We start from the raw sequence: 11,458 nt of genomic DNA, 5'->3' as shown, positions 1-11,458 counted from the left end.
CCTCCTTTGGAGGGCGGGCCGTAATAGGACATGGTATCGGGCCCTCGCGCTCCTCGCGCCACCCGGCGTCCAGAATATGTAACCGCTGGCCAGATGTCAGACGTCCACCACCGAAGCCCGACATCGCGTGGGTCGCAACGCTTCCCAGCCACTGCGACGCTTCAAGCCTGCCAGCAAGCGCAAGATAACACCAGCTCCCCCATGGACCGGGACGGATGGTCAGCTTTTCACCCGCCTTCAGGGTCGCGATGCTCCAGGAGCCGCGTCTTTGTCCGGCGTGTTCAACCACGAACCCGCCACCGGCCACGGCAAAGCTAACGATGCCGGTGAGGCACTCCAGGGTCAGCCCGCCCATGGAAATCTCAATGCCCGGGGCATCCGGCGCATTTCCAAGAGCCACGTTCGCGGCGGCAAAAGAACTGCGGTCCAAAGGTCCAGATCCGGGAACGCCATAGCGCATCAAGCCGGGACGGCCGCCATCTTGCACCGAAACATGTGGGCCAGCAAAGCTAACGGACAGGACTGCCTCACTCATGCGCCTGTCCCCGCTCATACTCCGCCCGGTTTATGCGGCGAAATCGAACTTGGTCTCCAACATCGAAAAGGAACGGCCTGTCGTCGTTGCCGGTCAGAATACGGGTGGGAGAGCGGCCGATGATCCACCAGCCGGTCGGCATGGTGATCGTTGAGACCAGGCATTGCGGGCCGGCGATCAGCACGCTGCCCGCTGCAACCCCGCGAACAGCCGCTGGCTTGCGCGGCAGATGGATCGTCTCTGGAACACCGGCAAGATAGGCATAACCTGGTGCAAAGCCATACATGAAGACGTCGTATCGCCCTGCCAGATGCGCCGCGATCACCGCGTCTCGCCCAAGACACGTCATATCCGCGACAACATCGAGATCAGGTGACAAATCATCGTCGTAACAGACGAGAACTTCGCGGGACGCAGGTTTCGCAGCACCGACGCTGGCGCGCCCAAGCAAATGTCGCGTCGCGCGTTCCGCCGCCGCATGATCACTCACTAGGGGATCGAAGCGAATGAGAATTCCGGCATAAGCCGGAACGGCTTCGAGAAACCCGTCAAACGGTTCCGCTGACAGCGCTTTGTCGAGCCGCAGAACCGCGTCATGAATATCGTGGTCGATCCGGTCGCCAAATTCGACAAGCAGGCTGTGTTCGGCGATGTGACTGTAGAAAGGATAGGAGCGCTCAAAACCGGAAACGTCGTGCACGTCAAGCAGCTCCCCGGTGAAGCGCAACCGCATTGGCAACAATGGACCGGGCAAACAAATATCCTTTGGCCATTGTCTTTATTCCATCTCACCATTCAGGAAGGCCCCGACCGAAACGCCAGCTTTTTCAAGTCTTGCGCGGATTGTCTGTGCCATGGCAAGCGCGCCTGCCGTATCGCCGTGAACACAGATCGACTGCGCCGCGAGTGCGATTGGTTCGCCGTCAATTGTCGGCATCTGACCAGTGTCCAGAAAACGGATGAGCCGTTCAGCCGCTTCGTTAGCATCGTGCAAGACGGCGCCAGCACGAGAACGGGGAACCAGTCGTCCGTTCGGCAGATAGGCCCTGTCGGCGAAGATTTCGGAAAACACCTCCAGCCCGGCCATCCGCCCAGCCAGCTCCAGTTCGGTTCCCGATATGGCAAGGATTGCCAGCTTTCCCGGCAAAGCCGCGACTGCCGTGACGATGGCCTCGGCAACCGCCCGGTCATCCGCAGCAAGATTACCCAGAGCACCGTGAGGTTTCACATAGCGCACCTCCGCCGCGGCGAGCGCTGCAACCCCTTGGAGGCTGCCGACCTGGGCCGCGACCATGCGCCCGATCTCGCCCCGCTCCATCGGGATGACCCGCCGACCAAACCCTTCGCGATCGGCATAACCGGGGTGCGCACCGATGACCACGCCACGAGCGGCTGCCTGCCGCAGCGCGGCAAACATGGTTTCTGGATCGCTGGCGTGACCGCCGCAGGCAATATTGGCCGAGGTGACCACATCAAGCATTGCCGCGTCGTCGCCCATAGTCCATGGGCCGAAACCCTCACCAAGATCGGAATTCAGGTCTATCTTCATTTCATGTACCGGGCCTATTGGTTGAGCGCGTCAGTAGCACGACGCCGCCAACGTCCGCCGTATCAAAATAGGTGAAGCCCGTGCGGTTCTCGCGGCGTCCCGACATTTTGACCGGAATTCCGGCCTCCGATTCCGCCGCGTCCGCATCCGGCACCTCGAAACCGAGATGGAAGACGCCTTCGCCTTTCTCTTCCAGGAAGGTGCGCTGCGGGCACGGATCCTCGCTTGGTTGGCAAAGCTGCAACTGGATGTTGGGGAGATTACAGATACGATACTGCATCTTACCGAAGGCAACGGGATTGGGCACGTTGAGGTCGGTATATTCTATCAATGGCGGATAGGCGATCCATGGCCCGACACCAATCGACTCGTAATAGGCCTGCGTCTTGTCGATGTCTTGAACGACGAGGCAGATATGGTGGAGCTTCTCGAATACAGGGTTCATGATCAATCCTCCGCCAGAGGCATGACGTAGTTGAGCACACGCCGGCCACCATCGGGATAGACGGTCTCACCGGTGATAAACGACGCATCGTCGCTGGCAAGGAACGCGACGACTGAGGCGATCTCCTTCGGTTCGCCATAGCGGCCCATTGGGGTGCGCATCATGATCGCCTTATGACCAGCGCTGTTGACGAAATCGCCCGCAACCATCTCGCTCATAATCGTGCCCGGCCCGACACCCGCCACGCGGATGTTATGCGGTGCGAAAGCGACAGCCGCAGTACCCGTGATCTGGTTCATGCCGCCCTTGGAGATTGCGTAGGGTGCCACATTGGGGTTAGCGAGACCCGAATTAATCGATGACATGATGATGATGACACCTCCACCGCCTTGCGCGATCATCTGGCGACCAGCGGCCTGGGTTCCGAAAAACGCGCCCTTCAAGTTGACGTCGAGCACCTGATCATAGGTTTCCTCTGTCACATCGAGGAACGGCACGATAGGACAAATGCCGGCATTGTTCACCATGACGTCAAGCCGACCAAACCGCTCGACCGCCTTGGCGATCAGCGCATCGACCTGATCCTTGCGGCTTACATCTGCGATCACAGACAGCAGCGTGTCCGGCGTTCCGATTTCTTTCGCTGTTGCCTTGAGACGTTCTTCGTAAACATCCGAGATAACCACATTGGCGCCTTCCGAGAGGAAGCGTTCAGCGGTGGCCCGACCAATCCCCTGCGCAGCACCCGTGATAACAACGACTTTTCCCCCAAACCTCATAGCAATCTCCTTCAGTAGATGATGCTTTCGGGCATCGGCTGGCCCGCACGAATCCTATGATATCCCAATGGCGATAAATCGAGGCTGGTATAGGCACCATTTACGATAAGCTCCGCCACACCCCGCCCGGCTGCGGGCGCATGCATGACGCCGTGGCCCGAAAAGCCGGTCGAAAAGACAAGATTGGATATCTCGTCATGCGGGCCAACGACGCCGTTGTGATCGAGGGCATTGATCTCGTAATGGCCCGCCCAGGACCGCTCCAGCCGCAATTGCTCCATGGCAGGAATGCGCGCTGCGAGCGCTGGCCAGAAGATCTCTTCCATCAGTTCGTGATGCGGCTCGAAATCGTCTGTTGCATCATGGTCGCGGTCTGCGGGCGGCTGGATGCCGCCAATGAAACCCTCCCCTTCCGGACGGGTCCAGATACCCGAGGAGTCGAATAGCATCGGAAAGTTCGCGGCCTTCAGAGGCGCACGGAAGGAAAACACGGTGCGCTTTCGCGGTGACACGGGCAATGGTTGGCCGAGCGCCGTCGTCAAAGCTCCCGAAGCCGCTCCTGCCGCCATAACGCACCAGTCGCAAGGAAGAACCACGCCATCGTGCAACCGAACGCCGCTTATGCGCGTACCCTCAATGTCGAAGCCGTCGACGCGAGCGGAGACATAACGTACGCCCAAATCCTTCGCTGCTCCGCGCACCAGGGAAAGAAGCGACCAGGCATCGAACCATCCCTCACCGCTCGCGCCGAAAGTTCCGACGCCAATGTCTTCTACCGACAAATAGGGAAAGCGAGCAACAACCTCTTCTGGCGTCAGGGCGATGACATCGGCCCCTTCCGCGCGTTGCATTTCTGCAGCTATGCGGCGGGCCTCTCCTGTTTCCGGCCCGCCAAGGATCAGGTAGCCGTTTTCTACATAACCGATGTCCGCGGAAGCACCGAAGGTCTCCTTGATGCGGTGGAAGAAATCCACGCCGAACAGGCTCATGTAGATGTTGACCGGTGTACCGAACTGCGTGCGGATTGACGCTGCCGACAGTGCTGTAGAACAGAACTGATAGGTCGGGTCCTTCTCGACCACCGTGATTTCGCCTGCAAATCCTTCGCGACGAAGGAACCACGCTGCGAAGCTCCCCATGATTGCGCCACCGACGATAACAATCCTTGCCTTTTTAGTATCAGTCATAGCCATCTCAGCGGATCACGAAAGGGTTAGCGACTGCACCAGCGGTATCGATCCAGACCGTCTTGGTTTGTAGATATGCATTGATAGCCTCCTGTCCGCTTTCGCGTCCGACGCCGCTTCGCTTGTAACCCCCGAATGGCGCCATATAGCTCACCGCGCGATAGGAATTAATCCAGACCGTGCCCGCCTCAAGCGCCGCGCTGCCACGAATAGCGCGCGCGATGTCGCCGGTCCACAGACCCGCCGCCAACCCATAGGGACTATCATTGGCGATGGCATATGCCTCCTCTTCATCGTCAAATGGAATGATAGACAGAACCGGTCCAAACACTTCCTCGCGCGCGATGCGCATCTGGTTGTTGACGCCGCAGAAAATCGTAGGTTCAACGAACCATCCGGTACGAAGTTCTTCCGCATCCGGCGCCTTGCCCCCAAGCACGGCTTCCGCACCTTCACCGCGAGCGATATCGAAGTAAGACAGAACCTTGGCACGCTGTGCCTGAGTGGTAATGGGACCAACCTGCGTTGTCTTATCGGCAGGATTGCCGAGACGCGCCGTTCCGGCCAGCTTGACCACGCCCTCGACCACGCGGTCATGGACCGCGCGCTGAACAAGCAGGCGCGAACCGGCAATGCAGGTCTGGCCCGAGGCCGCAAAGATACCTGAGATCGCGCCATTCACTGCATTGTCGATATTGGCGTCTGCAAACACGATGTTGGCGGATTTGCCGCCGAGTTCCAGCGTGACAGTTTTGAGGCCTTCCGCAGCAGCACGATAGACGGCAATGCCGCCAGGCTCGCCGCCAGTGAACGCTATTTTCGACACATCGGGATGATTGACCAACGGCACGCCGACATCCACTGGCATGCCCGTGACTGTATTGACGACGCCAGGCGGAAAGCCTGCCTGCTCAAACAGCTTGACGAATTCCAATGCGGAAGCAGAGGTATGTTCCGAGGGCTTGATCACCACGGTATTGCCGGCGGCCAGTAATGGCGCCAGCTTCCATGTGAGCAACATCAGCGGTGAATTCCACGGCACGATCGCCGCAACGACGCCGATAGGTTCGCGCCGGGTGAAGGCGAACATTCCCACCTTGTCGATCGGCAAGACCGCACCTTCGATCTTGTCGGCCAGCCCACCAAAGTAGCGGAACCATTCGGGAATGTAGCGCAACTGCGCTTCCATCTCGACAATGAGCTTGCCGTTGTCGCGTGTTTCGAGTGCCGCTAGGCGCGTTGCGTTTTCCGCAATCAGGTCCGCCAGTCGCACTAGCAGTTTTCCACGCGCGCTCGCCGTGAGGCCAGCCCAATCCGGGGATCGGAATGCTGATTTGGCAGCAGCAACAGCAGCCTCAACTTCGACTGGCCCATCCAATGGGATCAGCCCCCAGGGCTTGCCGGTGAAGGGATCGAAAGTTTCGAACGTATCGCGAACAGGCTGGAGCCGACCGCCGATCGTATTGTGAAACTGCTGTAGCGCCATGTCGTCTCTCCTCTTACGGCCCTTCCCGCCGTTTCCAAAAAACGATGGGAGGGCAATCGTCATCAACTGCTCTCTCCAGAATTGCCTCAGCAGGTTGCAAAACCCACATGGGCGCGAAAGCGGTTTTTGACGAATGTTGCATCGCGCGGCGGCAATGAGCGCGGCAGATTTTCCGCCTTGATCTTGAGGACAAACAGTCGCGGACCTCTGGCGGGCTTGGCCAAACGCTCGACCAGTCCATCGACTTCATCCAGACTGCGTAACTCGGCCGTATCCGCAAACCCTGCAGAAGCGGCAATTTTGTCAAATGCGATGCCCCGTCCGGTATGGCTGGACTGCATTCCGGTTTCCCCAAAATGCTCGTTATCCAGTACAATGATGTCGAGATTGGCCGGCTTTGCTACGGAGATCGTGGCCAGCGCACCAAAGGCCATCAACATCTCCCCGTCGCCGGTAATGACCATCACTCGCTTGTCGCGTTGAGCCTGTGCCAAGCCAAGGCCGGTCAGAGCCGCACCGCCCATCGCACCCCAGAGATAGTAATTGCTATCCACGTCCCCGGCGGCGTGCACATCATAGCTGGGCGAGCCAAGACCGGTTACCACCAGCGCCCCGTCGCGCGCTGCCAAAAGCTTGTTCACCGCCGCGCGGCGATCCATCACTTCTTGCGTCATAGACCTCACCACTTCTTCTTGCCAAGCAGGCGTTGGCCTATCAGCACCGCAATCTGCTGGTCGGCATCAAAGGCCATACTAGCGGCCTGTTCAACGACCTCCACCAGAGCCTCGCCCGTTTCCGCACGCAGGACGGTCACACCGATCGCCTTAAGCGAGGCTTCCGTCGCTTGCCCCATCGGCACCTGCCATGGGTTGAATTCCGCCCATTCGCCGCGCATCGTCACGAGCATCAAGAGCGGTGTGCGGGTCTGCACTGGAAGCGACAGCATGTTGATGCAGTTGCCCACACCGGACGACTGCATTAGCACCACCGAACGCTGGCCGCCGAGCCAAGCGCCTGTCGCGATCGCGATTCCTTCCTCCTCGGTCGTCAGGACATTGGTCGTTACATCCCTGTCCTCGCCGAACAGCCGAATCAGCGTAGAGTGACCGGCATCCGGCACATAGGACATCTGGCGGACACCGGCGTCCTTCAACACGTCATAAAGAGCCATCGGCCAATTCTTGGCCAAATCTCGGTTTCGTTCTTTCATGGGGATCGCCTCAGCGACAGTCATTGCAGGTCTCCCGGCGTGGCTTGATATTTACCGTATAGCCTTGCCGAAGATTATCTACATCGACCCTTTTTCATGAACAGATATAGCGGTATTGTATAGCATGGAATTATCTCAGCTCAGAACGCTCATCCACGTCGCCGAACTCGGCAGCCTGTCCAAGGCAGCCGACCGGTTGCACATTGCCCAGCCTGCGCTCAGCCGGCAGATCAGGCTGCTAGAGGAAGAACTTGGGGTCCGTCTGTTCGACCGTCACGGTCGAGGCATGATCGTCACCGACCAGGGGCAGGATGTCCTGCGTCACGCTTTGCGGGTAATGGTCGAGCTCGATGAAATCCGGGCGTCAGTATCCGATGAGAATGCCCCCCTTCGAGGACACGTTTCCATCGGAATGCCTCCCACGGTGGCTGACATCCTGTCTGAGCCGCTCGTCGCTGCGTTTCGCAGCAGTCACCCCGACGCGACATTGCGAATTGTCAGCGCCTATTCCGGATATCTTCTGGACTGGATGCATCGTGGCGAAATAGATGCGGCAATCCTCTACGATCCCAAGTCAGCGCGCACCCTGCGTGTTCAGCCCCTGTTGGAAGAGGTTCTTTTTCTCATCGGTCCGCCGGGATCGGGATTGTCTCAGGAAGTTGCGGTAGAGTTCGCAGACGTGGAAAATACGCGCCTTCTGTTACCAAGCAAGGGGCACGGCTTGCGCGTGATCCTTGATAAATGCGCAGACGATTGCGGCTTTGCCCTGCATGTACCAGTCGAGGCCGACAGTTATTCGACGTTGAAATCATTGGTCCGCAGCGGACATGGCTCAACAATCCTTCCCTTGGCGCCAATTCACAAAGACCTTGCTGCCGGGCAACTTTGCGCCGCCCCCCTGCGAAATCCTGTCCCAGTGCGCCGGCTTATTCTCTCCTATCCGACGGATAGACCCGTACCCAGACTTGCGCGGTTCGCAGGCGAGATCATCGCTTCGAATGTCAGGCAAATGGTCAGGCAGAGTGTCTGGCCCGGCCAATTGCCTCCAGAAGCTGACGAAACGGGGGCCCTGTCTCGGGTGAAAAAGGCTGCCCTAATGGCCGACGAGTAAGCTTGGAGTTCGAGCGATAGAATTTCCTTATAGCTGATCTATAAGACTGGTCGTTGTCGGCATGCCTCGTCTCTGGCAAGCATCATAAGCACAAAGCCAGAGGAGTGAGCACAGTGACCGACGCCGTCGAGAAATATTCCGATATCCGTGACGCCGTGGCAAAGCTCTGTGCGAAGTTTCCCGGCGAGTACTGGCGTAAGCTCGATCGCGACATGGCCTATCCGCAGGAGTTCGTCGACGCGTTGACAGAAGCCGGCTGGCTATCGGTTCTGGTCCCGGAGGAATTCGGTGGCGCTGGCCTCCCACTCTCAGCCGCCGCGGCTGTTCTTGAGGAAATGCAGCGCGCCGGGTGCAACGGCGGCGCCTGCCATGCCCAGATGTATACAATGGGCACCCTGCTGCGCCACGGTTCGGACGAGCAGAAACACGAGTATCTCCCCAAAATTGCTAGCGGAGAACTGCGCCTTCAGGCCTTCGGTGTGACCGAACCGACAAATGGCACCGATACCGGTGCATTGAAAACGACCGCACGCCTGGAGGGCGATCATTACATCGTCAACGGACAGAAAATCTGGACGAGCCGGGCGGAGTACTCCGACCTGATGCTTCTGCTTGCCCGCACCACCCCGCGCACAGAAGGTATGAAGAAGACGGACGGACTGTCGGTTCTCCTCGTGGATATGCGTGAGGCCAAGGGTAACGGCCTGACCATCCGGCCAATCCGCACCATGATGAACCATGCCACCACAGAGGTGTTCTTCGACAACCTGCGTGTCCCCGCAAAGAACCTGATCGGCGAGGAAGGAAAAGGCTTCCGATACATACTTTCCGGCATGAACGCCGAGCGCATTCTCATTGCCGCCGAATGCGTGGGCGACGCGAAATGGTTCATTGAAGAAGCAGTGTCCTACGCCAAGGAACGTACGGTCTTCGACCGTCCTATCGGAAAGAACCAGGGAATCCAGTTTCCAATCGCCAAAGCCTACGCGAACATGCGGGCCGCCGAACTGATGGTCCGCGAGGCCCTCTCCCTTTATGAGGCAGGCCATAACCCCGGCGCAGAGGCGAATATGGCCAAGATGCTGGCCGCCGATGCCAGCTTCGAGGCGGCCAATGCCACTGTGCAGACGTTTGGCGGTTTCGGCTTTGCGGAAGAGTACGACGTTGAACGCAAGTTCCGCGAAACGCGCCTCTATCAGGTTGCGCCGATTTCGACCAATCTCATCCTGTCCTATATCGCCGAGCATGTGCTGGGTCTGCCGCGCTCTTACTGAGGTTTTCAATGAACGTCTTGATTGTCTATGCCCACCCTGAACCGACCTCTTTCAACGGAGCTATGCGCGATGTTGCAGTTGAAACGCTGAAGGCACAGGGGCATTCGGTCGAAGTGTCCGATCTCTATGCCATGGACTGGAACGCCGTCGCCGGGCCGGGCGATATAGACGGTCCACGCTCGGTACCCTCGCGCTTCAGCCTCGCGCGTGAACAGACGGTAGCGATGGAGAACGGCACGATCGCAAACGATATCGCCGGCGAGCAGGAAAAACTGATACGAGCCGATTTCGTAATTTTCCAGTTTCCGGTCTGGTGGTTCAGCATGCCAGCGATCCTGAAAGGATGGGCGGACCGTGTGTTCGCGCGCGGCTTTGCTTACTTGCCGGGTCGCAAATATGACACGGGCATGTTCAAGGGCAAACTCGCGATGTTAGCTGCCACAACGGGTACGTCAGCCGACACTTATGCGCCGGATGGAATCGACGGCGATATACTCACTGTGTTTTGGCCGATTCATAACGGGCTGCTGCGCTATACCGGTTTCGACGTTCTGCCGCCCTATCTCGCCTATATGCCTGCGCGTGAAGATGAGGCGACGCGGGTCAAGCAATTGTCTGCCTATCGGCACCGGCTTGAAACCATCGAGCAGACCCCTCGTCTGTTCTTCCATCCGGCAGATGACTATGGGCAGAACGAGCGACTGAAGCCCGGGGTGCTCGCTCGTTCGGGACAACAACGCAATGTCTGAGGGCGCTCTTTCCGGAATTCTGGTGGTTGCCATTGAGCAGGCAGTCGCAGCACCGCTCTGCACAGTGCGACTGGCCGACGCTGGCGCACGTGTCATCAAAGTCGAGCGCGAGGGTGGCGAAACCGCCCGCAACTACGATTCAACGGTCCACGGGACTTCGGCATATTTCGCCTGGTTGAACCGGGGCAAGGAAAGCGCGGTGCTTGACCTCAAGGATCAGACCGACCTCGACATTCTGTTTTCCATGCTAGAACGTGCTGACGTCTTGGTCCAGAATCTGGTCCCCGGGGCGCTCTCCCGCCTGGGACTGTCTTCCGAAGTCATCGAAAAGCGTTTTCCTCGTCTGATTGCCGTATCGATCAACGGTTACGGGCAGGACACGTGCTATGCACCTATGCGCGCTTACGACATGTTGGTGCAGGCCGAAAGCGGCATCTGCGCCGTGACCGGCACGCCGGACACACCCTCCAAAATTGGTGTATCTGCCGCCGACATCGCGACTGGTATGAATGCCCATGCCGCCATTTTGGAAGCATTGATAGTGCGTGGACGGACTGGCCGCGGACAGCAGATCGAGATTGCTATGTTTGACGCGATGGCTGACTGGATGGCCGTACCGCTCCTGCACCACCGCTATGCCGGAAAAGAAACCGGCCGCTATGGTCTGTCACACGCGACTATCTATCCTTACCGTCCCTTTACCTGTCGGGACGGCGTGGTAATCATCGCTGTGCAGACTAACCGGGAATGGAGAAGTCTTTGCACGGATGTGGTCCGGCGCCCGGAGCTTGGTGAGGATCCCGCCTACGCGACGAATGCGTTGCGCGTGGCTAACCGCGCCGCCGTCGATCAGGAGCTGGAACCGGTATTCACCGGCCTCGACGTTGCCGATGCGATTGCCCGGCTTGAAACTGCTGGCGTGGCTTGGGGGCGCTATTCAGAGGTGCGCGACCTTGGTTCACACCCTGCGCTTCATACCGTGGAGATTACTTTACCGGACGGACAGATGGCATCCGTACCACGTCCCGCAGGCCGAGATCGGCGTTTCCAGCCCGGTCCGGTTCCTGGTCTTGGTACGGCAACGGCTACGGTTCGCGCTGAATTCTCCTTCAGAGCGCGGGCTGAACGATGAT

The 11,458-nt window shown here is 58.8% G+C and carries 12 protein-coding genes and 1 pseudogene; 4 read left to right on the top strand and 9 right to left on the bottom strand.

The features are described from left to right. The 9 genes and pseudogenes from CES86_RS03135 to CES86_RS03095 form a co-directional block, all read right to left on the bottom strand. Nucleotides 1-535, bottom strand: a pseudogene (locus CES86_RS03135) (biotin-dependent carboxyltransferase family protein); the annotation flags it as partial. Then, entirely contained in the window at nucleotides 528-1,187 is a 660-nt protein-coding gene (locus tag CES86_RS03130; RefSeq protein ID WP_235819882.1) for a 5-oxoprolinase subunit B family protein, read from the bottom strand. The pseudogene CES86_RS03135 and the gene CES86_RS03130, both read right to left, overlap by 8 nt. Before the next feature lie 126 nt (nucleotides 1,188-1,313). Further along, nucleotides 1,314-2,084 (bottom strand): LamB/YcsF family protein, encoded by a 771-nt coding sequence (locus CES86_RS03125; RefSeq protein ID WP_094513672.1) that lies wholly within the window; start codon nucleotides 2,082-2,084, stop codon nucleotides 1,314-1,316. 1 nt (nucleotide 2,085) lies between these two features. Next, nucleotides 2,086-2,529, bottom strand: a complete 444-nt coding sequence (locus CES86_RS03120) for a VOC family protein (protein WP_094513670.1) — start codon at nucleotides 2,527-2,529, stop codon at nucleotides 2,086-2,088. A 2-nt stretch (nucleotides 2,530-2,531) separates the two neighbouring features. Continuing rightward, complete coding sequence (locus CES86_RS03115) at nucleotides 2,532-3,308, bottom strand: SDR family NAD(P)-dependent oxidoreductase (RefSeq protein WP_094513668.1); 777 nt, start codon at nucleotides 3,306-3,308, stop codon at nucleotides 2,532-2,534. Nucleotides 3,309-3,319: 11 nt separating this feature from the next. After that, a complete protein-coding gene (locus CES86_RS03110) occupies nucleotides 3,320-4,495 on the bottom strand; it encodes an NAD(P)/FAD-dependent oxidoreductase (RefSeq protein WP_094513667.1) in 1,176 nt (391 codons plus the stop codon). Between the two features lie 7 nt (nucleotides 4,496-4,502). After that, complete coding sequence (locus CES86_RS03105) at nucleotides 4,503-5,981, bottom strand: aldehyde dehydrogenase (RefSeq protein ID WP_094513665.1); 1,479 nt, start codon at nucleotides 5,979-5,981, stop codon at nucleotides 4,503-4,505. Nucleotides 5,982-6,067: 86 nt separating this feature from the next. Further along, on the bottom strand, nucleotides 6,068-6,655 hold the full coding sequence (locus tag CES86_RS03100) for a thiamine pyrophosphate-dependent enzyme (protein WP_094513664.1): 588 nt from the start codon (nucleotides 6,653-6,655) through the stop codon (nucleotides 6,068-6,070). Nucleotides 6,656-6,660: 5 nt separating this feature from the next. After that, nucleotides 6,661-7,215: a thiamine pyrophosphate-binding protein gene (locus CES86_RS03095; RefSeq protein ID WP_094513662.1), complete on the bottom strand. Its 555-nt coding sequence runs from the start codon at nucleotides 7,213-7,215 to the stop codon at nucleotides 6,661-6,663. Between the two features lie 100 nt (nucleotides 7,216-7,315). Here CES86_RS03095 and CES86_RS03090 point away from each other — a divergent pair, with 100 nt between their 5' ends. From CES86_RS03090 to CES86_RS03075, 4 genes are all read left to right on the top strand, one after another. Then, complete coding sequence (locus CES86_RS03090) at nucleotides 7,316-8,302, top strand: LysR family transcriptional regulator (RefSeq protein ID WP_094513661.1); 987 nt, start codon at nucleotides 7,316-7,318, stop codon at nucleotides 8,300-8,302. A gap of 113 nt (nucleotides 8,303-8,415) precedes the next feature. Continuing rightward, complete coding sequence (locus tag CES86_RS03085; protein ID WP_094513660.1) at nucleotides 8,416-9,576, top strand: acyl-CoA dehydrogenase family protein; 1,161 nt, start codon at nucleotides 8,416-8,418, stop codon at nucleotides 9,574-9,576. Nucleotides 9,577-9,584: 8 nt separating this feature from the next. Continuing rightward, nucleotides 9,585-10,325 (top strand): NAD(P)H-dependent oxidoreductase, encoded by a 741-nt coding sequence (locus CES86_RS03080; RefSeq protein WP_094513658.1) that lies wholly within the window; start codon nucleotides 9,585-9,587, stop codon nucleotides 10,323-10,325. Beyond that, nucleotides 10,318-11,457, top strand: coding sequence for a CaiB/BaiF CoA transferase family protein (locus CES86_RS03075; RefSeq protein WP_094513657.1), 1,140 nt, complete (start codon nucleotides 10,318-10,320; stop codon nucleotides 11,455-11,457). Before CES86_RS03080 ends, CES86_RS03075 begins: the two co-directional genes overlap by 8 nt. Nucleotide 11,458 lies beyond the last annotated feature (1 nt).

Origin of the sequence: Brucella lupini (assembly GCF_002252535.1) — a bacterium.
In the GTDB taxonomy this organism is placed as follows: domain Bacteria; phylum Pseudomonadota; class Alphaproteobacteria; order Rhizobiales; family Rhizobiaceae; genus Brucella; species Brucella anthropi.
Note: the sequence above shows the minus strand (reverse complement) of the source record. Positions and strands in the feature narration are given on the sequence as shown.